The organism is Microbacterium sp. DMC48, assembly GCF_056313825.1.
Genome location: NZ_JBQUZN010000006.1, coordinates 290,161 through 311,205, shown reverse-complemented (window position 1 = coordinate 311,205; position 21,045 = coordinate 290,161). Strand labels below are relative to the sequence as shown.

At 70.2% G+C, this 21,045-nt stretch carries 18 protein-coding genes; 4 read left to right on the top strand and 14 right to left on the bottom strand.

All coding sequences use genetic code 11. The annotated features are described in order from the left end of the window. Positions 1–2: 2 nt before the first annotated feature. The 7 genes from ACT53O_RS13465 to ACT53O_RS13435 form a co-directional block, all read right to left on the bottom strand. A complete protein-coding gene (locus tag ACT53O_RS13465) occupies positions 3–620 on the bottom strand; it encodes a hypothetical protein (protein WP_476152954.1) in 618 nt (205 codons plus the stop codon). Positions 621–728: 108 nt separating this feature from the next. Then, complete coding sequence (locus ACT53O_RS13460; protein ID WP_347417844.1) at positions 729–2,168, bottom strand: hypothetical protein; 1,440 nt, start codon at positions 2,166–2,168, stop codon at positions 729–731. Positions 2,169–2,215: 47 nt separating this feature from the next. Then, positions 2,216–2,629, bottom strand: a complete 414-nt coding sequence (locus ACT53O_RS13455) for a PEP-utilizing enzyme (RefSeq protein WP_347417845.1) — start codon at positions 2,627–2,629, stop codon at positions 2,216–2,218. A gap of 82 nt (positions 2,630–2,711) precedes the next feature. Beyond that, a complete protein-coding gene (locus tag ACT53O_RS13450) occupies positions 2,712–3,356 on the bottom strand; it encodes a TetR/AcrR family transcriptional regulator (protein ID WP_476152951.1) in 645 nt (214 codons plus the stop codon). A gap of 42 nt (positions 3,357–3,398) precedes the next feature. Next, on the bottom strand, positions 3,399–4,244 hold the full coding sequence (locus ACT53O_RS13445) for a transglutaminase family protein (RefSeq protein ID WP_476152949.1): 846 nt from the start codon (positions 4,242–4,244) through the stop codon (positions 3,399–3,401). Beyond that, positions 4,241–5,173, bottom strand: coding sequence for an alpha-E domain-containing protein (locus tag ACT53O_RS13440; protein ID WP_005047726.1), 933 nt, complete (start codon positions 5,171–5,173; stop codon positions 4,241–4,243). The genes ACT53O_RS13445 and ACT53O_RS13440 overlap by 4 nt, the downstream gene beginning before the upstream one ends. Continuing rightward, complete coding sequence (locus ACT53O_RS13435) at positions 5,167–7,089, bottom strand: circularly permuted type 2 ATP-grasp protein (RefSeq protein ID WP_476152947.1); 1,923 nt, start codon at positions 7,087–7,089, stop codon at positions 5,167–5,169. Before ACT53O_RS13435 ends, ACT53O_RS13440 begins: the two co-directional genes overlap by 7 nt. A gap of 94 nt (positions 7,090–7,183) precedes the next feature. On the opposite strand from ACT53O_RS13435, the gene ACT53O_RS13430 reads away from it, so the two are divergent. Continuing rightward, a complete protein-coding gene (locus ACT53O_RS13430) occupies positions 7,184–8,695 on the top strand; it encodes a molybdopterin-dependent oxidoreductase (RefSeq protein ID WP_476152945.1) in 1,512 nt (503 codons plus the stop codon). A gap of 13 nt (positions 8,696–8,708) precedes the next feature. On the opposite strand, the gene rocD is transcribed toward ACT53O_RS13430, so the two are convergent. Continuing rightward, positions 8,709–9,932 (bottom strand): ornithine--oxo-acid transaminase, encoded by a 1,224-nt coding sequence (rocD, locus tag ACT53O_RS13425; RefSeq protein WP_036286937.1) that lies wholly within the window; start codon positions 9,930–9,932, stop codon positions 8,709–8,711. After that, complete coding sequence (ddaH, locus tag ACT53O_RS13420; protein WP_036317551.1) at positions 9,929–10,771, bottom strand: dimethylargininase; 843 nt, start codon at positions 10,769–10,771, stop codon at positions 9,929–9,931. Before ddaH ends, rocD begins: the two co-directional genes overlap by 4 nt. A gap of 106 nt (positions 10,772–10,877) precedes the next feature. Here ddaH and ACT53O_RS13415 point away from each other — a divergent pair, with 106 nt between their 5' ends. Continuing rightward, positions 10,878–11,633 carry a hypothetical protein gene (locus tag ACT53O_RS13415; protein WP_135948929.1) on the top strand — a complete coding sequence of 252 codons (756 nt, stop codon included), beginning with the start codon at positions 10,878–10,880 and terminating at the stop codon, positions 11,631–11,633. A gap of 111 nt (positions 11,634–11,744) precedes the next feature. On the opposite strand, the gene ACT53O_RS13410 is transcribed toward ACT53O_RS13415, so the two are convergent. Together ACT53O_RS13410 and ACT53O_RS13405 are read right to left on the bottom strand one after the other, a co-directional pair. Continuing rightward, on the bottom strand, positions 11,745–12,290 hold the full coding sequence (locus tag ACT53O_RS13410) for a GNAT family N-acetyltransferase (RefSeq protein ID WP_476152942.1): 546 nt from the start codon (positions 12,288–12,290) through the stop codon (positions 11,745–11,747). Further along, entirely contained in the window at positions 12,290–16,012 is a 3,723-nt protein-coding gene (locus ACT53O_RS13405; protein WP_476152940.1) for a proline dehydrogenase family protein, read from the bottom strand. Before ACT53O_RS13405 ends, ACT53O_RS13410 begins: the two co-directional genes overlap by 1 nt. Positions 16,013–16,149: 137 nt before the next feature. Between ACT53O_RS13405 and ACT53O_RS13400 the strand changes: the two genes are divergently transcribed. After that, a complete protein-coding gene (locus ACT53O_RS13400) occupies positions 16,150–17,031 on the top strand; it encodes a LysR family transcriptional regulator (RefSeq protein WP_036317547.1) in 882 nt (293 codons plus the stop codon). Positions 17,032–17,050: 19 nt separating this feature from the next. Here the strand turns inward: ACT53O_RS13400 and ACT53O_RS13395 are convergent, their stop codons facing one another. Further along, a complete protein-coding gene (locus ACT53O_RS13395) occupies positions 17,051–17,611 on the bottom strand; it encodes a thioesterase family protein (protein ID WP_476152938.1) in 561 nt (186 codons plus the stop codon). 143 nt (positions 17,612–17,754) lie between these two features. Between ACT53O_RS13395 and ACT53O_RS13390 the strand changes: the two genes are divergently transcribed. Continuing rightward, on the top strand, positions 17,755–18,273 hold the full coding sequence (locus ACT53O_RS13390) for a GNAT family N-acetyltransferase (protein WP_036289977.1): 519 nt from the start codon (positions 17,755–17,757) through the stop codon (positions 18,271–18,273). Between the two features lie 164 nt (positions 18,274–18,437). On the opposite strand, the gene ACT53O_RS13385 is transcribed toward ACT53O_RS13390, so the two are convergent. Both ACT53O_RS13385 and ACT53O_RS13380 read right to left on the bottom strand, forming a co-directional pair. Then, positions 18,438–20,042 (bottom strand): cytochrome b/b6 domain-containing protein, encoded by a 1,605-nt coding sequence (locus ACT53O_RS13385; protein ID WP_476152935.1) that lies wholly within the window; start codon positions 20,040–20,042, stop codon positions 18,438–18,440. After that, positions 20,042–21,031: an electron transfer flavoprotein subunit alpha/FixB family protein gene (locus ACT53O_RS13380; protein WP_061683885.1), complete on the bottom strand. Its 990-nt coding sequence runs from the start codon at positions 21,029–21,031 to the stop codon at positions 20,042–20,044. Before ACT53O_RS13380 ends, ACT53O_RS13385 begins: the two co-directional genes overlap by 1 nt. Positions 21,032–21,045 lie beyond the last annotated feature (14 nt).

Genomic DNA, 21,045 nt, shown 5'->3' with positions numbered 1-21,045 from the left:
GCTCACTCCTTCCGGGCGCGCCCGAGGGTGCGCAGCAGGTCTTCGTGGAATTCGAACCACACGTTGTGGATCGAATCGCGCACGGGGGAGGAGACCAGGTCGACATCGCCGCGGTTGACCGCATCGCCGGCATCCGCGAAGCGCCGCACATACGCACGGAAGCGCGGATCCCGCGCCTCCAGCACTTCGATCAGACGGGAGAGGCGAGCCACCAGCTTGTCGAGCCGGTCGAGGATCTTGCCGTCGTAGTCGGCGTCGGAATGGTCGTTGGCGACCTTCTTGCCGCCGACCTCGACGAGCTGCCATGCGCTGATGGTCTGAAGGAACTGCGTGTTGACCACCTCGAAGCGCTCGGCCATCTCGTGGATCTCGGGCTCCTCGCGGAGCTGCGCGTATCTGTCGGCGGCGGCGCGGCCCAGCTGCTCGGCGGCGTCGTCGCTGGGCAGCGCCGCGTCGCCGACCATGACCACCGCGCCCTGAGCGGCGAGGCGATCCAGAGCGGCGCGCGCATCGGCTTCGGCCACATCCGTCGCCGCGGAGATCTGCGCGGAGGTCGCCATCTTCTTCAGCGCGACCGCGTTGAGGACGGTGTAGTCGGTGTCGGTCAGGGTGTCGGTCACGGTCGTGGCCTCCGGAAGGGGGAAGACGAGAGGTGGGGATGTCGGTGCGGCCGCGGGATGTTCCGTCCGCGGCCGCACCGGGTTCGTGCCGGTCGGGCCGGCGCGGTGTCAGAACAGCTGCGCGTACTTCGACGAGCGGATGTCGGCGTTCTGCCCGAAGGGGAGGTATCCGGCGCCGGAGAAGATCTTCAGCGGCACGGTCTCCTGCGCGAACCCGCGCTTCTGGATGTCGTAGTAGTAGTTCGCGACGCGCTGATCGACCTCTTTGATCTGCCAGTCGGCGACCGCCTGGTCCCACGTGCCGGCCTTGCGCAGGTGCGGAAGGATCATGCCGTAGTAGTACACGTCGTGACCCGCCCAGATCAGCTCGCGCTTGGACATCGTGGACACCTTGCGGTATAGCTTCAGCGTCGCGCGCTGGATCTTCTCGAGGTCCGCACCGAGCTCGGCGATGGGGATGTTGCGCACCTCACCCATCGGCGTGTCCCACTTCTCCCGCGAGAAGACGGCGCCCCCGACGATGTAGGGGATGTAGTTCTTCGGACGGGTGAAGGTCGTGCCGATGTCGTTGACGCGGATCTCCTGCAGTCCCATGGCGTTGGCGTCGAGCACGATGGCCAGCGTGTACGCGTGAGGCAGCCCCTCGTCCTCGCAGACGTCGCTCCAGTGATACTCGGCTTCGTTCACGAACAGGTCGCGCAGGATCAGGATGTTCCCGTCGGGCAGCTCGTACGGACCGGTGTCGCCGAGTCCGAGACGGCAGTCGAAGTGGTCGAGGAACGACAGCAGCTCCGCCGCCGCGTTGAACCGCGTGAACGAGTCGTGCAGCGGGCTGCCCGGTTCGAGCTGCTCCACCTGGGAGATGATCGGCTGCAGGAAGTCGTCGTCATGGATCGTGCAGCGATAGCGGTCCTGCGAGTTCAGCAGGTATCCGTCCTGCTTCTTGCCCCACAGGACGCGCTGCATGAACTTGAGGATGTCGTTGCTCTCGGCGACGTAGTCGTCGGGCTTGATCGCCTCGAGCGCGAGCAGACCGCACCGTCCCATGCCGAAGCCGACGGCACCGATCGACCAGTCGTGGACGGCGTTGATCTTGGTGCCGATCTCCCGCCGCGCCGACGCGCCGATCTCGAGCACGCCCTCCGCGCCCACCTGATCGGTCGTCTTGCGCAGGAACTCGGGCCAGCGGTAGAACTCGTGCATGAACGCGAGGATCTCGTACTCCTGACGTGGGATCATGCCCGAGACACCCTCCGTGGCGCGCATGACCAGCACGTCCCAGATGTTCCACGCGAGATAGTTGTTGAGGTCGTTGAGCTCGTCGATCGTGAACTGGTCCTTCAGGACCTCCTCGCGGCTGACGCGCTCGAGCACCTTCGACTTCGCGCGCTGCTTCTGCACCTTGTCGCCGAGGATGCCGTCCTTCAACGGCTCCTGCCCGACGAAGTTGCCGACGAACTCGAGGTCCTGGAAGCGGAGCCCGTCGTCCTCGTCGCGGTAGCGGTCTTTGTACGTGGCCTTCTGCCCGGCCTCGAACTGCATCGTCATGTCTCGTTCCTCACTTCTTCGTGTGGGTGAATTCTGCGGATGCCGGGTCAGACTTCGACGACCCGGCCGGTCTCGGAGTCATCGACCTCGAGACGGACGCGCTTGCCTTCGAGGCCCGCGCGGATCTCCTGGAAGTGCGCATCGTCGGTGTTGCCGACCTCGTAGCGCGAGTCGCTGGAGGTCAGGTGCGCCGTCATCACGCACGGCGTCTGAAACTCTCGCGAGAGGATGCCGAGATGCGACTCGGGCGCCCCCGACATCGTGATGATGCCGATGGCCCCCATGCTGAGCGCGGGCGAGAGGAAGGTCGTCGTGCCGCCCCGCACGAGCAGGATGTGCTCCTTGAGCTTTCCGCTGGACAGCAGGGCGATGACGTCCTGCGGCGAGCCCAGATACTTGACCACGCCTTCGGGCTGCTTGTCGGTTTCGAAGGCATTGAAGCCCTCAGCGAGAACTGTCACGCCGATCCTCCTCGTTCGGGTACGTGCCGCGCGGCGTCTTTGTCGCGTCGTGCCTCCACACTCGCGCGCAGGCGCTCACGACTCACGTGCTCTCAGGATAAGAATCGCCCCCCGCGCTATCCGCCCCGGACAACGAGGCCGCCTCGACCAGAGCCCGGCGCGCCATCGCGGCGAGGATGCCGGCGGCCTCCTCGCCACCGGCGGGCGCGCTGTGGGGCGTGGAGTTGAGCAGCCCGAAGACCCCGAGCAGCCGCGTCTCGCGTTCGGGCGCGCTCAGGCCGGGAACGGCGGTTGCGAGCACGGTGTCCCAGTCCTGCACGTATTCGCGCTGCAGCCGCCGTACGCGCTGGTTCGTCTCGGCATCGAGTCCGGCGAGCTCCCGGTCCTGGATGCGGATGATGTCGGGGGCGGCGGTCGCGAAGCCGATGTGGAACGCGATGAGCTTGTCCAGTGCGGCACGCGCCGCGGCGGCATCCGTCACCGGGCCGGCACCGAGGATCTCCCGAGCGCCCTGGAGCAGACGCTCACTCGCGTCGAGAAGCAGCTCCGCCAGCAGCGCATCCTTGCTCCGGAAGTGCTTGTACAGGGCCGGGCCGCTCATCCCGACGGCTTCCCCGATCTCGACGGTGGTCACCGCCGCGAATCCGCGCCGGGCGAACAGCGCGGCGGCCTCCGTGAGAAGGCGTGCTCGACGATCAGCCTTCTGCGAGCTGCGCCACGTCGTCACCGGTTCAGCCTACCGAGCCGCTGCGGAGTCCCCGCGGAGGCGTTACGCTTCCCGGGTGATGGTGACCTTCACGTGCAGGTTGCTCTTGAACGGGCCGGCGTAGACGCCCCGCAGCGGCGGGATGTCGTTGTAGTCACGGCCGCGGCCGACCAGCACGTGCCGGTCACCGATCTCGGCGTTGTTCGTCGGGTCGAAGCCCTGCCAGCCGCCCGAGAACCACTCCACCCAGGCGTGCGACTCACCCGTCACGGGCACGCCGACCTCGGCATCCGGCTGCGGATGCAGGTACCCCGACACATAGCGCGCGGGGATGCCGACTTCGCGCAGCGCCCCGAGGGTGATGTGGGTGATGTCCTGGCAGACCCCCTTGCGCTCCGCCCATGCCTCCGCACCGGTCGAATGCACCCCGGTGATGCCGTGCATGTACTCCATCGCGTCGCCCACGGAGGTCGCGATCTCCAGCGCCGCGCGGGCCGGTTCGTCGTGGCGGCCGGCGATGGTGCGCGCGAGCTCGGCGACCTCGGGGTGCGGACTGGTGCGGGTCGACTGCCCCAGCATCTCGACCGTGCCGATCGAGCGCACGCTCTCGGCAGCGAGCCGCTCCCAGCTCAGTTCGGGGAATTCGAGCGGACGCGGGCGCACCTCGACGAGAGAGCGTGCCGTGATCTCCAGCGCCCGGTGGCCGGCGAGCACGTCGAACGCGGCGACCCGGGTGCCGAAGTAGTCGAGGTAGTAGTTGACGCTCGTCGAGGGGTCGATGTCCAACTGCGAGCTCAGCACGAACTGACTGTCGGTGGAGATCGGCAGCATCCGCGCCTCGTTGTACGACGCCCCCACGTCTCCTTGATAGGCGAAGCCGGTGGTGTGCTCGATGCGCAGCCGCATCATGATGTCTCTCCGATCCAGCTCGGCTCGGCGTGCGTGGGGAAGAAGCGCCCGCGGATGGCTTCCGAGGCCTCCCGCGTGACCTTCTGCACACGCTCCATGTGATCGGGCAGCTCGCTGAGGATCTCGCCGATCGGCCGGTACTCGAGGTCGTTGCGGATGCGTCCCAGCGCCCGCAGCACGGTGTTGGAATGGCCGACGCGGTCGGCGACCGGATCGATCTCCCGCATGCACGCTTCGGCCTGGGCGATCGAGTAGATGATCGAGCGCGGGAACAGCCGGTCCAGCAGCAGGAACTCAGCTGCGTTGGACGCGCTCGGCATCCCGCGGTAGGTGCGTAGATACGCCTCGTAGGCGCCGCAGGAGCGCAGGATCGTCGTCCACGACGGACCGGATGCCTCGGTCAGCGCGCGCGTCGCGAGAAGCCGTGCGGTCATGTCGGTGCGTTCGATCGCCCGCCCCAGCGTCAGGAACTGCCACGCCTCGTCCCGGCTCGTGGAGGAGTCGGTGATGCCGACGGCGAGCGCGGAGCGCTCCCGCACCCACTGGAAGAACTCGTGCACCTTCTCGTTGTGCAGGCGGCGCGGCATCCGCGAGTTGGTCGTGTTCAGGGTCTCCCACAGCTCCGTCGAGACGATCTCGCGCGCCCGGCGGGCGTTCTCTCGCGACGCCTGCACGGCGTAGGCGATGCTCGACGGATTGGCGCGGTCGACGGCGAGGCTGGTCAGCACGTCGGAGCGGGTGACCTCGACCGTCGGCGGTGGCGGCACCGAGCCCATGACACCCATGAGCGAGCGGCACGCCGTGTCCTCATCGATCCACGGGTCCTCCAGCAGCAGCTGGAGGTGCACGTCGAGGATGCGCGCGGTGCCGTCGCTGCGCTCGATGTAGCGCCCGATCCAGAACAGGCTCTCGGCGATGCGGCTCAGCATGGCGTCACCTCCGCATCCGCACCCGCGGCACGCACCGCACCCGCAGCATCCGCCGTATCCGCGCGTCCCCCTTGCAGCCCACCGTGTCCCACTTGTTGCACACCGTGTCCCACTTCTGGTCGCCCCAGACCCTTGCAGACGACAGATTCTGGGACATGCTGGCGGGTGGATGCCGTGGCATCCCGCACCGGCGACTGTCGCCGCACCGGCGACTGTCGCCGCACCGCCGGCTGTCGCTTCACCTCCTGGGTGTCGCGGCCCTGCTGCTGCTGCTCCTGCTGCTCCTGCGTGCTCAGAGGACGATCCTGCGGGGAATGCGACTGCTCGCCCTGCGCGTCGTAGATGATCGGGATCGCCTCGGTGACCGAGGCCTGATCGGCGACCAGACCCGCCAGGCCGCCCGCGGTCTGCACGACGCGGTCACCGCGGTGGGGGGCGTCGCCGCCGACGATCCAGGTGTCCTTCGAGCCGCCACCCTGTGAGGAGTTGACGACGAGCTGCCCCTCCGGCAGGGCCACGCGCGTCAGGCCGCCGGGCAGCACCCAGACCTCGTCGCCGTTGTTGACCGCGAACGGACGGAGGTCCGCATGGCGCGGGCGCATCCCGTCCTCGACGAGGGTCGGGATGGTCGAGAGCATCACGACCGGTTGAGCGATCCACCCACGCGGGTCGCGGACGAGCTTCTTGCGCAGCTTCTCGAGCTCGGCGGGCGACGCGTCGGGGCCCACCACGAGGCCCTTTCCGCCCGAGCCGTCGACCGGCTTCACGACGAGCTCGTCCAGCCGGTCGAGCACCTCTTCGAGGGCGTCCGGCTCCTCCAGCCGCCACGTGTCCACGTTCTTGAGGATCGGCTCCTCCGCGAGGTAGTAGCGGATGAGGTCGGGCACGTACGTGTAGAGCAGCTTGTCGTCGGCCACCCCATTGCCCACGGCATTGGCGATCGTCACGTTGCCCAGCCGCGCGGCGAGCATGAGGCCGGGCGCTCCCAGCATCGAATCGGCGCGGAACTGCAGCGGGTCGAGGAAGTTGTCGTCCACACGGCGGTAGATGACGTCGACGCGGCGCGGCCCGCGAGTGGTGCGCATGAAGACCTTGCCTCCGACGCACTGCAGGTCGCGCCCTTCGACCAGCTCGACGCCCATGAGGCGTGCGAGCAGCGTGTGCTCGAAGTAGGCCGAGTTGTACACACCCGGCGTCAGCACGACGACGTTCGGGTCGTCGATGCCGGGCGGGGCCGAGGCGCGAAGGGCCTGCAGCAGCTTGTTGGGGTAGTCGCCGACCGGGCGCACCCGCATCGAGACGAACAATTCGGGCAGCGTCTGGGCCATGACCCGGCGGTTGGAGATGACGTAGCTGACGCCGGACGGCACCCGCACGTTGTCTTCGAGAACCCGCATCTCGCCGTTCTCGTCGCGGATGAGGTCGATGCCGGCCACCTGGATGCGCACCCCGTTGGCCGAGTGGATGCCGGCGGCCTGGCGATAGAAGTACTGGCTGGAGGCGATCAGCGCGGCCGGCAGCACGCCGTCGCGCACGCAGTGCTGGTGGCCGTAGGCGTCGTCGAGGAACGCCTCGAGGGCGCGCACGCGCTGCTGCACGCCCTTCTCGATGTTCGACCACTCGTCGTACTGGATCACACGGGGCACGGCGTCCAGCGGGAACGGACGCTCCTCTCCGGCGAAGTCGAAGGTCACGCCCTGCGCGAGGTACGAGCTGGCGAGCGACTCGGTGCGTCCGCGCAGCTCCTCCTGCGTCATCTTGGCGAGCGCCTGATACAGCTCGCGGTACGCCGGACGGGAGGTCGCTGCGGCGCCGGCGGAGGCGGGCGCGGCGAACATCTCGTCGAAGGCCGGAACGCCGGAGACGGTCTTGCGCGGAGCCAGCGTCGAGCCGTATCCGTCGAACAGGTCACCCATGCCATGAGCCTAGTCCGGGCCGTGTTTCCTGAGTGTGACGACGGATGCCGCGGCATCCGCCCGCGCGCCGTCCGCGGCGACTTAGGATCAGCGCATGCGTACGCGAGCACGGGCAGCCGCCGCCGGCGCGGCCTCCGCCGCCTTCGGTGCCGGGCTCGGCGAGCTTGCCGGCGCCCTCGTGGGGGCGAGTCCCATCGCCGCCGTCGGCGGGGCACTGATCGACCTCGCCCCGCCGTGGGGAAAGGACCTCGCGATCGCCTTGTTCGGCACCGGCGACAAGGCGGCGCTCGTCACCGCGGTCGCCATCGCGCTGCTGCTGATCGGAGCCGGCGCCGGTCTGCTCGCCCGCCGCTCGATGGGCGCCGCGCAGGCTCTCGTCGTCGTGCTGGGGCTGGTGGGCGCGGTGGCCGCCGTGTCACGGGCCGATGCCGCCGCGCTGGCCGTCGTGGCCCCCGCCGTGGGCGCCGGCGCCACGCTCCTCGCCCTGAGCCTGCTCGCGCCGCGCGCCGTGACCGCGCCCTCCGCCGACGATGCCGCGGGCACCTCCCGCCGCACCTTCCTCCTGTGGACCGCCGGCGCGGCGGCGACGGGCGCTCTGGCCGCCGTCGGCGGGTGGGCGCTGCAGACGGGGGCCCGTGCCGCGACCGCGGTTCGCGCGGCGATCACGCTTCCGCGCGCCACGAAGACGGTGAGCGTGCCGGCCGGCGCCGACCTCGGCATCCCGCAGCTCACGCCGGTCATCACGCCCACGGGCGATTTCTACCGGATCGACACGGCGCTCGCGGTGCCGCAGATCGACCCGGCGACCTGGCGGCTGCGTATCCACGGCAAGGTCGACACCGAGGTGGAGATCGGCTGGGACGAGTTGCTCGCCCTTCCCCTGGAAGAGAGCGTGACCACCCTCACGTGCGTCTCGAACGAGGTGGGCGGCGATCTGATCGGCACTGCGCGCTGGCTCGGCTACCCGATCCGACACCTGCTGTCGCGGGCCGGCGTGCAGGCGGATGCCGACATGGTGCTCTCGACGTCGATCGACGGCTTCACGGCCGGCACCCCGCTGGAGGCGCTCACCGACGAGCGCGATGCGATCCTCGCCGTCGGGATGAACGGTGAGCCGCTTCCGCTCGCCCACGGCTTCCCCGTGCGGATGGTCGTGCCGGGCTTGTACGGCTATGTGTCGGCGACGAAGTGGGTGACCGACCTGGAGGTCACCCGTTTCTCCGATGCGCAGGGGTACTGGACGCCGCGCGGGTGGTCGGAGCGGGGCCCGATCAAGCTCGCCAGCCGCATCGACGCCCCCCGGCGGGGCGACACGGTCGCGGCCGGCGACACGGTGATCGCCGGCGTCGCCTGGCAGCAACACGTGGGCGTTCGCGGTGTGCAGGTGCAGATCGACGGCGGCGAGTGGCAGGACGCGACGCTCGCGACCGCCATCTCGGCCGACACCTGGGTGCAGTGGTCGCTCCCGTGGCGGGCGACGGCGGGACAGCACACGATCGTGGCCCGCGCGATCGGCATCGACGGGCAGCCGCAGACGCAGACGGTCGCCCCACCGGCGCCGGACGGCGCGACCGGATGGCCGCGGGTCTCGGTCTCCGTGGCCTGAGGCCGGGCGGGGCTCAGCCCTCGAGGACGAGCCGTAGCTGCTCGATCGCCCAGTCCAGCTCGGTGGCCCGGACCACGAGCGGCGGAGCGATGCGGATCGTCTGGCCGTGCGTGTCTTTCACGAGAACCCCCCGCGCGAGCAGCCGCTCGGCGATCTCGCGTCCCGTCCCCCGTGTCGGATCGATGTCGACGCCCGCCCAGAGCCCCGCGACGCGGATCGCGGTGACGCCATTGCCGACAAGGGGCTCGAGGGTGGCCTCCAGGTGCGCACCGAGCGCGGTGGCGCGCGCCTGGAACTCGCCCGATGCCAGCATCTGCACCACCTGGGCACCGATGGCCGCCGCGAGCGGGTTGCCCCCGAACGTGGACCCGTGCTCGCCGGGACGGATGACCCCGAGGACGTCGCGGTCGGCGACCACCGCCGACAGGGGCACGATCCCGCCGCCGAGCGCCTTGCCCAGCAGATACACGTCGGGCACGACCTGTTCGCGGTCGCACGCGAACGTCGTGCCGACCCGCGCGAGCCCGGACTGGATCTCGTCCGCGATGAAGAGCACGCCCTCCCGGTCGCACAGCGCGCGGATGGCGCGCAGATACCCGTCGGGCGGAATGACGACGCCGGCCTCGCCCTGGATCGGCTCCACGAGCACGGCGGCGGTGTTCTCGTCGATCGCGGCGGCGATGGCGTCGGCATCCCCGTAGGGCACGCGGACGAATCCGGGCGTGAAGGGGCCGAAGCCGGCGCGAGCCTGCTCGTCGTCGCTGAAGCCGACGATCGTCGTGGTGCGCCCGTGGAAGTTGCCGTCGGCGACGATGATGGTCGCGGCATCCGCGGCCACCCCCTTCGTGCGGTACGCCCATGCGCGGGCGACCTTGATACCCGTCTCGACGGCCTCCGCACCGGTGTTCATCGGCAGCACGAGGTCCTTGCCGCACAGCTCCGCGAGCGCCGCGGCGAAGGTGCCGAGCTGATCGTTGTGGAACGCTCGGCTCGTCAGCGTGACCCGGCCCAGCTGCGCGGTGGCCGCGGCCACCAGGGCGGGGTGGCGGTGACCGAAGTTGAGGGCGGAGTAGGCGGCCAGCAGATCGAGGTAGCGCTTGCCCTCGACGTCGGTCACCCAGGCCCCCTCACCGCGGGCGATGACGACCGGCAGCGGGTGGTAGTTGTGCGCGACGTGCTCGTCCTCGGCCGCGATGAGGGCGGCGGAGGATTCGTCGATGGAGATGGCGGAGCTCATTTCATTCCTCGCAGTTCGAGCGTGCAGCATTTGATGCCCCCGCCGCCGAGCAGCAGCTCCGACAGGTCGACGGGAACGGGAACGTAGCCCCGATCGCGCAGCTGGGCATCGAACCCGGTGGCGCGCGGGGAGAGGAAGACGTGACGGCCATCGGATGCCGCGTTCAGGCCGAACACGGCGCCGTCCTCGTCCGACACGAGGATCGCGTCGGGGTAACGCTCTTCCAGCAGCCGCAGCGACGCCTCGTCGAACGCCGAGGGCAGGTAGGCGATGTTCGCGGCATCCACCCCGCCCTCACCTTCGACCGGGTCGAGCACGCAGATCGCGGTGTCGAGGTGGTAGAACCGAGGATCGATCAGGCGGAGGGAGACGACCTCGCGGCCGAAGACATCGGCGACCTCGCGATGACTGTCACCGGTGGAGCGGAATCCGGTGCCGGCGAGGATCGTGTCGCCGACGAGAAGGAAGTCCCCCTCGCCCTCCTGCACCTCGACCGGTTCGATCACCTCGAAGCCGGCGGCGGCGAACCAGTCCATGAACGCACGCTCTTCCCCTCGCCGTTCCGGAACACGAAAGCGGACTCCGAGCGCTCGGCCGTCGACGACGAAACCGCCGTTGGCCGTGTAGACCATGTCGGGAAGTCCCGGCAGCGGGTCGATCAGTTCGACCTCGTGCCCGAGGGCGAGATACGTGTCGTACAGCGTCTGCCACTGACGCACGGCCTTGGCCGTGTCGGTCGGTCGCGCCGGCTCCATCCACGGATTGATCGAATAGCGCACCGTGAAGTACTCCGGTCGGCACATTAGGTAGCGGCGGTGGTGGGCGATACGGTCGGGCATTCGAGATCCTCGTTCCTCGCCATCCCCATTCTGCCAGAGCACCCTCGGCATCCGCCGAGACTGTCAAGACCGTTGCGGGTTTCATTCCCCTGAGTAGATTCGTCCCATGGCCCGCCGCACGGGAGAGGAAACGCGCGCACTGTTGTTGCGCGTCGGCATGCAGATGCTGCTGGAGCGCGGCGTGGCGGCCGGTGTGCAGCACATCCGCCTGCAGGAGGTACTGCGACGGGCGGGGCTGACCACCGGCGCGGCGTATCGGTTGTGGGCCGATCAGAGCGACTATCAGCGTGACCTCGCAGTGGCGATGGTGCGGCTGCGCATCCGCAGCGACCCCGCCGAGTATCCGCGCGCCGCGATCGAGGATCTCGTGGCGGCGGGTGCCGACGGTGACGAGGTGATCCGCACGGCGACTGCCGCGCATGTGCAGAGCATCACACTCGACACCGACGATCCGACCCACGATCTGGACGCGCAGCAGTTCCTCGTGACCCTGGCCCTGCGGGCGACGGCCGAGACCTGGCCCGAGCTGCAGGAGGCGACCCGAGAGCGCCATCAGGGATCCATCGCGGCGTTCGCGCAGTTCTACGTCTACCTCATGGAGGCGTACGGGCTGCGTCTGCGCTCTCCGCTCACCATCGAAGACTTCACCGAGCTGCTGGCCGCGATGTCGGAGGGGTTCGCGTTGCGGGCGATCGAGGGCATTCCCCACCCGATCGTCGCGGCGAGCGCATCGGACGAATTCCCCGAAGGCGCGTGGACCCTTCTCGGTCTCGGAGTGCGCGCACTGGTGTATGGGCTGATGGTTCCGGTCGAGACGGACGAGCGCGACTCCGAATCGGGCGGGAGCTCTGGGGTCGAGTGAATCCCCCGGCCCCAGAGCGACACTCCCCCCGGCGTGTCACAAGACGGTCCGATCGGACGCGCAACCGCGCGTGAGCCGATCCCCGTCTGGCGCTCCCCAGATGCGCCAGAATCATGCTCGCTCGCGCGACCTTCCATCACCAGAAAGATAAGTTGTTTCTCTCGCTGGGGCGTCGACGACGGTTGCGTTCCACACCTTCACGAGGCGCTCGTCGGTCTCGGTCGCCGTGCGCGCCAGGCCCTCGGCGTCCACATAGTCATAGGTGACCGTGGACATCTCACCCGTTGCGACGTAGCCCAGGCGCTCGTACAGGCGCCGCGCAGCGGGGTTGTCCACGGCGACGCCCAGGCTCAACCGGGTATGGCCGTGTGCACACATCCACGCTTCGGCGGCGACGACGAGCGCCGTGCCGACGCCCTGACCCCGGCGGTCCGGCCGGACGTTCAGGTTCTTCAGCTCGATCGGCGCCGCGCCGAGATCGAGCTGTCCCGACCCGACCGGGACGTCGCCGACCCACGCGACCAGCAGCATGCTGCGGCCGAACACCTGAAGCCGCCACATCTCGCGGACGAAGCCCTTGCCGGGTGGCTCATCCGCCTCGATCCGATCGACGTCGGATGCCGAGAGCTCACGGACCTCGACGAACGCCGGTCGCATCAGATGACCTCCGCGCTCCAGTCGTCGGGGTTGCCGAAGCGGTGCGCAGTGATCGACACGGCCTGCTCGCGCAGGAACGGCAGCAGTTCGATGCGGCCGGCGGTGGTGACCTCTCCGGCGTAGACGGCGATGTCGACGTCACCGTCGGTCGCACTGACGAGGGCGTCGTGGACGCGGGCGACGGATGCCGCAGGCCCGACCAGCCGCACGCGCGGTGCGTCACCATCTTCGCGTGCCGCCTGCAGGCGCTCGATCCACTGCTCGTCGGTCTCGACGAACACCGCGATGTCGAGATCCCCGAGCGCGCGACGCACGCCGGCCGGAAGCCCCACCGGTGCACTGATCGTCATCCCGCCACCCGCGCGAACGCCCGCCACCACGACGCGCAGCAGGGCCTGCCACGCGGCATCCTTCGTCGCGCGCACCGCCACCTCGACGGGCCGATACCGGAAGAGGTTCCGCTCCACACCGAGCCGTGACACGTCCTTGACGCGGCCGAACTCCCGATCCCAGGCGACGGCATCGGACAGCGCGCCGCGACGCAGCCACTCGAAGGCCTCGTAGTCCAGCGAGGGCTGGGCGGACTCGATGAGCGTCGTGATGCGCGCATCCAGCCCACGCAGGTGCAGCGTCGATGACGGCGCGCCACCCGCCGAGGGCCGCCACGAGCCGAGTCCGATCAGATAGTTCGGGCCGCCGGCCTTCGTGCCGGCGCCGACCGACGAGCGCTTCCAGCCGCCGAAGGGCTGACGCTGCACGATCGCCCCGGTGATGCCGCGGTTGACGTAGAGGTTGCCCGCCTCGACCTGATCGAGCCACAGTTCGAGGTCGGCGGGGTCCTGGGTGTACAGCCCCGCCGTCAGGCCGTACGCGACGGCGTTCTGCATCTCGACCGCCTCCGACAGCGAGGAGGCGTGCATGATGCCGAGCATCGGGCCGAAGAACTCCTCCAGATGCGTGCGCGACCCCGGCCGCACCCCCACGCGGATGCCGGGCCGCCACAGGCGCCCGGCCAGAGCAGCATCGGCGTCGGCCGAACCCTCGATGAGTTCGGGAGCGACCAGCCAGCTCTCACCCTCCTCGAGGGTCGTGAGGGCCCACTCGAGCTTGCCGCGCGGCGTCTCGATCACCGGCCCGACCTCGCTCGACGGGTCGGAGGGCGCTCCCACGCGCAGTGAGCGGACGGCATCGACGAGCTGGCGCGCGAACCGCTCGGAGCGCGCCACCGGTCCCACCAGGATCGCGAGCGAGGCGGCGGAGCACTTCTGCCCGGCGTGACCGAAGGCGCTCTTCACCAGATCGGATGCCGCGAGATCCAGGTCGGCGGAGGGCATGACGATCATGGCGTTCTTGCCGCTCGTCTCGGCGAGCAGCGGCAGGTCGCGCCGCCACGAGCGGAACAGCTGCGCGGTCTCCCACGAGCCGGTGAGAATCACACGATCCACGTCGGGGTGCGCGATCAGCTGCTGGCCGTGCTCCTCCTCGTCGACGTCGACCAGCGCGAGGATGTCGCGGTCGACGCCCTCGAGGTCCAACGCCGCCCAGACGGCCTCGGCGACCACGGCCGCGCAGCGGCGCGCCTGAGGAGCCGGCTTGAACACGACACCCGAGCCCGCCGCGAGCGCAGCGAGCACTCCGCCGGCGGGGATCGCGACGGGGAAGTTCCAGGGCGGCGCGACCACCGTGAGCGCCGCAGGCACGAAGACCGCGCCGCTCACCCGATCGAGCTCGCGCGCCGTCGCGGCGTAGTAGTTGGCGAAGTCGACGGCTTCGCTGACTTCGACATCGGCTTCGGCGAACACCTTGCCGGTCTCGCTCGCGGCCACCTCGATGAGCTCGCCGCGCCGAGCCTCGAGCGCACGCGCGACCGCACGCAGAACCTTCGCTCGATCGTCCGCGGGCACGGCGCCCCACCGTGTGCCGGCGGCCCGAACGCGCGCGACCGTCTCTTCGAGCGACGCCGAATCGTCGATGCGCGCAGCGGCGATGGTCGACTCTCCGGCGCTCGACCCGGCGATCCGCGCCAGAATCTCGTCGGCCCAGGCACGGTTGGCCGGCAGCGCGGGGTCCGTGTCGGGCGCGTTCGCGAACCCCGGCGCACCCTCGGCGCGGACGGATTCACGGAGGTCGAAGACCGCGGTGTCGACGAACGACCCGCCGTCACCCCGACCGTCGGCGATACCGAGAACCACCTGCGTCAGATCGCCGTCGGCGGCTCCCTCCGCCGTTTCGGCTGCGGGCTCCGGACGGGTGAGGGCGGGGGTCGCTGCGCCGCTCGCCGCGTCGTCCCGCCGGGTCTGCGTCCGCTGAGGCCCCACGGGAAGCGCCGGGTCGGCCGCCCGCTGCAGCGAGGCGAGGAAGCGGTCGCGCTCCCGCGCGAACATCGCCGGATCTTCGGCAAGATCGAAAGCGGCCGAGAGGAAGTTGTCGCTCGACGCGTTCTCCTCCAATCGGCGCACGAGGTAGCTGATGGCCACATCGAACTCGTCAGGCCGCACGACCGGCACGTACAGCAGCACGTGGCCGACCTCGCGCGAGACCGCCGCCACCTGTCCCTGTGCCATGCCGAGGAGCATCTCGAACTCGACGTCGTCCCGGACGCCGCGCTCCCCCGCGAGCAACCACGCGTACGCGATGTCGAAGAGGTTGTGGCCGGCGACGCCGAGGCGCACCGCGCGCGAGTTCTCCGGCCGCAGCGCCTCGTCGAGGCACCGGAGGTAGCTGGCGTCGGCGTCGAGCTTGCTCGCATGGGTGGCCAGCGGCCAGCCGTGCATGACGGCATCCACCCGTTCCATCGCGAGGTTCGCGCCCTTGACGAGTCGCACCTTGATGCGGGCGCCCCCGCCGTCGACCCGCTGCTGAGCCCAGGCGGTGAGCTGCCGCAGGGCCGGCAACGCATCGGGAAGGTAGGCCTGCAGGACGATGCCCGCCTCCAGGTCACGCAGCCGCGGATCCTCCAGCAGCCGGGTGAACACCGCGATCGTCAGGTCGAGGTCGCGGTACTCCTCCATGTCCAGATTGATGAACGTCTGAGCGGACTCGGGCCCCGCCGAGGAGGCGGCCGTCAGGTACAGCGGGAGCAGGCGGTCGACCACCCGGTCGACGACCTGGTCGAAGGCCCACATCGAGATGTGGCTCGCGATGGCCGACACCTTCACCGAGACATAGTCGACGTCGTCGCGACGGATGAGATCGTGGATGCCCTCCAGGCGGCGCAGCGCTTCGGCTTCGCCCAGCACGGCTTCGCCCAGGAGGTTCAGATTGAGGCGCGCACCGGATTCCCGGATGGCCGTCAGAGCGGGGCCCAGCTTGTCGGGCCGGGCATCGACGATGAGGTGCCCGACCATCTCGCGCAGCGCTTTGCGCGCGATCGGCACCGTCGGCGCCGGAAGAATCGGCCCGACGGCACCCGCGGTGCGCACCGCCGCCCGCAGGTACCAGGGCAAGAACTGCGGAACCAGAGGCGCGACGCGCTGCAGGTTCGCCGCGGCGGCGCTCAACGACTCGGGACGCATGACACCGTCGACGAAGCCGATCGTGAACGGCAGCCCGTGCGGATCCTTGAGCACGCCCGCCAGCCGTTCGGCGGCGGGATCGACGTCGGCAGCCGCAGACTCGTCCACCCAGCGTCGCGCCAGCGAGATGGCGCTGTCGGCGAGCGCGGATGCCGAAGGAGGCGTGGTGGTGTCGTCGGTCACGTCTCCAGAGTGCACTGTGTCCATGCGTCCAGCGTGAGGCACGCATATGATTCGGCAAAAGCGATGATCTTTGACGGATATCGTTCGATGACGGCGATGTTTTCTCCGGCGCGACCACGACGCAGCCGAGACGACGGCGACGGGTGACGGAAGGAGCGCGCGTGTTCGAGTTGAGACGCCTCCGACTGCTGCACGAACTCGCCCAGCGCGGCACGATCGCCGCCGTCGCACAGGCGTTGGCGTACAGCCCGTCCACGATCTCGCAGCAGTTGTCGCAGTTGGAGCGCGAGGCGGGAGTGGCGCTGCTCGCTCCGGATGGACGCCGCGTGCGGCTGACCGCGCACGGCGAGGCGCTGGCCGCCTACGCGGCGCGCGCCCTCGATGCCGACGAGGAGATCCGCGGCGAACTGGAAGACACCCGCCTCGGGATCGCACCGGTGCGTCTCGCCGTGCTGCAGACGGCCGCCCGCGCTCTCGTGCCCGCAGCCCTGACCCTGCTCGCCGAGCGGACGCCGGGCCTGCGCGTGGAGATCTCCGAGCTGCCGCCCGAAGAGGGGCTGTTCGAGCTCGGAGCGCGCGGCTTCGACCTCGCGATCGCCGAGCAGTACCCGGGGCTCACTCGCCCGCATCGATCGGCGCTCGATCGGGATCTGCTCGGCGTCGACCCGATCCGGCTGGCGACGGCGCGCGCCATCGGGCCGCTGGCCGACCTGGCCGAACACGCCTGGGTGATGGAGCCGCGCGGCACGGCGGCGCGCGAGTGGGCGATGCAGCAGTGCCGCGCCGCCGGGTTCGAGCCGGATGTCCGCTTCGAGCTCGCCGATCTCAGCGGGCATGCCGAGCTGATCGCCACCGGTCACGCCGTCGGACTGCTGCCCGATCTGCTGTGGGCCGGCGGTGCGCCCCCGGTGCACCTCAGCGCGCTTCCGGGCGACCCGGCGCGTGAGATCTTCACGGCGGCTCGCCGATCCAGCCGCAACCGTCCCGGCATCCGCAGCGTCCGCGAGGCTCTCGCCGACGCGTTCGTCGCGCGTCGGGTCTGACGCCGGCATCCCTGCGGGATCAGTCCCACTCGCTCGGCGCGGGGGCCTTCGTCGAGGGCAGCGCGCTGTCGCGAGCCCATTCGGCCACCCACTGCGGCAGCGGTGGGAGATCATCCGGCCGCTCGAGCGCCTCGAAGAGCTCGTCGGTGTTCACCACGCCGCCGGTGCGGCGCAGGAAGCGCGCGCGGACGATCATCTCGGCATAGACCTCGCCGTCCACGACCGCGCGGTGCATCTGGTAGACGGCCTTGTCATCGTGGGCGTACAGGCGGGATTCGACCGTGAAGCGCTGCCAGAGCTGCAGCGACTTGCGGAAGGTCACCGTCTCGCTGGCGACCACCGCGTACCAGCCCTGCGCGTTCATCGCATCCCAGATGCCGGTGCGGATCAGCAGGTCGAAGCGGCCGAGGTCGAACAGCGAGGCGTATCGACCGTTGTTCATATGGCCGAGCAGATCGATGTCGGTGGGCAGCGTCCGAAGCCGCAGCCGACCGACACTGCGTGGCGGCATGGGGCCGCGCCGATGCAGCAGCACCTTCGCGCGCCAGATCGTCAGGAGGGTCCGCCACCATACATTCACGAAGCGCGATGCTAGCGGATTCCCCGATGGGCTCCCGGCATCTCTTGTGGGCTTCCCACAGTCCTCGTGGTGTCGCCGCGACGAGGGTGGAGCGCGGCATCCATCGATTTCGTGAATCGGAAGGGCCGCCGTAGAGTCTGGCCATGGAAGCCCCCACCGACATCACCGCGCAGACCGACACCGTCGTCCGTCCCGTTCGTGACGTGGATGCCGAGGCCCTCGGACGGGTCCACGCGACGTGCTGGCACGAGACCTACGACCACCTCATCAGCAAGGCCGCTCTCGAGAACGTCTCTCCCAAGCGCCTCGCCGAGCTGTGGACGCACTGGGCCCAGCAGGGCCCCGAGTTCAAGATGTTCGCCGCCCTCGTCGGCGGCGAGATCGTCGGATTCGCCGGCTCGGGCCCGGCGCGCGACCGCGACGCTCCGCGCACGCGTGAGCTCTACTTCATCTACCTGCTCGACCAGTTCCACGGCACCGGCATCGGGCAGCAGCTGTTCGACGCGACGGTCGACGCCGACGAGGAGCTCTACCTCTGGGTCGCCGCGGACAACCCGCGTGCTCACCGCTTCTACGCGCGCAACGGCTTCACGCTCGACGGCGCGACGCACACCGAGCCGTTCCTCGGCGAGACGCTCACCGAGGTCCGCTTCGTGCGCTGATCGCGCCTGCCGCGTCGCGGGTTCCGCCGGCCCCACCGCGCTGACAAACTCCGCAGATTCTGACGAACTCCGCATCCAGATCGCCGATCGGATGCGGAGTTTGTCGCATTCTGCGGAGATGCTCGGCTGAGCGCCGGCCGCTGTCGGGACGCTGATCGCGCGCGTCAGCGCCCGCTGACCGTGCCGAACAGGCGGGCGATCGGGGCGAGCACGAGCGGGCGGGCGGCGACCCACGCGGCGGCGATGACCACGAGCGAGACCACGAACAGCCAGAAGCCGGTCCAGTTGTCGGCATAGGCCGTCGGGTCGACCGAGCCCTGCGCGGCGTACATGTGGTTGAGGTTGCGCAGCGCCCCGGTCGCGAGCACGAGAACGACGTGGATGACGATGAACACGACGAAGAACAGCATCACCGGGAAGTGCACCTTGCGCGCCCACTCGATCGGGTAGGCGGCGCTGAGCTTCAGGTTCTTCTTCGGCCACATCCCGCTCATCCGGAAGCCGGTGATCGCGGCGAGCGGGGCGGCGATGAAGACCGTCGAGAAGTAGGCGAGCTGCTGCAGCGCGTTGTAGTTGACCCAGCCGTTCTCGGTCGGCCAGTCCAGCGAGACGTACTGCAGCGCGGCGCTGAGGGCGTTGGGGACGACTTCCCAGCTCGTGGGGACGATCCGCATCCACTGGCCGGTGACGAAAAGCAGCACGATGAAGACGACGCCGTTGATGAGCCACAGGATGTCGAGCGCCTGATGGAACCAGATCGTCAGGCTCGTCTTGCCCTTGGGGTTGTTCTTGGGCGCCCAGAAGACGCTCGGCCGCTTCTCGCGGCGGATCGTGAGCCCCGAGCGGATGATCAGCACCATCAAGAAGACGTTGAAGAAGTGCTGCCAGCCGAGCCACGCGGGGATGCCGACGGGCGCACCGGCAGGCAGGTGGTACTCCCCGGGGTAGGTCGCGAGGAAGTCGCGCATGCCGTCCAGGCTCAGCAGGAATCGCACCGCGAGCACCGCCATGCCCGCCGCGAACAGCAGGCCGATTCCGCCGACCACGACGGCGCCCGCCCACTGCGTCGTCGTGAAAGGCCCGATCCGTTGCGGCTCGGGCTTCGGCTGCGGCCGACGCGACGCGGCGCGACCGGCCCACGCGGTCTGCGGAACGCTCAACGGTGCGCGCGGCCCCTCGGTGGCTGTGCCGATGAGCGGGAGGTCGGCCGCGGGGGCGGCCTCCTCGGCAGCAGCACCCGCGCCGTCCGCCGCAGCATCGGCGGCCGCCGGGGAGGAGACGGCGGCGATCGGGGAAGACACGGCGGCGGCTGTGCCGGCGGGTGGCCACGCGTCGCCACCCGCGATGCGCGGCAGCCCGCGGCGCACGGAGGTGTCACCGTCGCCAGCGGCGAGCGGGGGCGCCGGAGGGGCGGCGGCGAGCGGGGGCGCCGGAGCGGCGGAGGCGGCCTCAGCGGGCGTCGCCCCCGGGCCCGCGGCAGCCACGACGACCGCGGACGGCCACGGCTCGCCGCCGGCGACGCGGGGCAGGCCGCGGCGGACGACCGTCGTCCCGCTGCGCTCGGGCACGGACGCCGTCGCGAGCGCCGGCGGCTCGCCCGAGCCCGTCGACGGCCCGGCGGGTCGCTCCACGGCCGCCTCGACGACCGCTGCCGGGGGCGCAGAGGCGTCCACGACGGCCTCGGCGGGCGCGCTCGCGGCCGGCGGCCACGGTTCTCCACCGGCGACGCGCGGCAAGCCGCGGCGCATGGACGATCCGCCGGTCGCCATCAGGCCTTCCTGGCGTCGAGGGCGGCGATCAGCTGCGGGACGACCGTGAACACGTCCCCCACGATGCCGAAGTCGGCGATGTCGAAGATCGGGGCGTCGCCGTCTTTATTGATCGCGACGATCGTCTTCGCGGTCTGCATGCCGGCCTTGTGCTGGATGGCCCCCGAGATGCCGAGAGCCACGTACAGCTGGGGCGACACCGATACCCCGGTCTGCCCGACCTGGTGCGAGTAGGGGATGTATCCGGCATCCACGGCCGCGCGAGACGCGCCCACAGCCGCGCCGAGGGCATCGGCGAGCTGTTCGACGAGCGCGAACTTCTCGGCCGAGCCGAGTCCGCGCCCTCCCGAGACGACCTTCGCCGCGCCGCGCAGCTCCGGCCGCGACGACGCCGCGACCTCGGCTTCGAATCCGGTGATGCGCGCCGCCGGCGCGCCCGAGGCGGCGACCTCCAGCGGCACCACCCGCGGCTCGGCGACGGCCGCGGCACGGGCGTCGACCGCCCCCTGGCGCACCGTGACCACGAGAGGACCGAAGGTGGCTGCGCTCGTGACGTTGTACGCCCCGCCGTAGACGGAATGCTGCGCGAGCACGCCCTCGTCGTCGCGGGAAACGCCGACCGCATCCACGGCCAGAGCCGCGCGCGAGCGTGCCGCGTACCGTCCGGCGATGTCGCGGCCCTCGATGGAGTTCGACACGAGCACGGCGTCGGGCTTCACGAGCGCGGATGCCGCGTCCACGGCATCGACCAGAGGAACCGTCAGCGATCCGTCCGCACCGCCCAGCCCCGCGGTGAGCACGACCGCAGCCCCCAGCGCACCCGCAGCCTCGGCGAGTGCGGCATGCGCCTCGTCACCGGCGACGACCAGCGCGACCGGCGTGCCGATGCCGGCGGCGGCGCCGAGCAGTCCGGCGGCCGAGCCGGCCAGCTCACCGGCCGGGGTGACATCCAGCAGCACGAGAATCGCGTCCGAGGCGACATCCACCATCACGTTCTCCATCG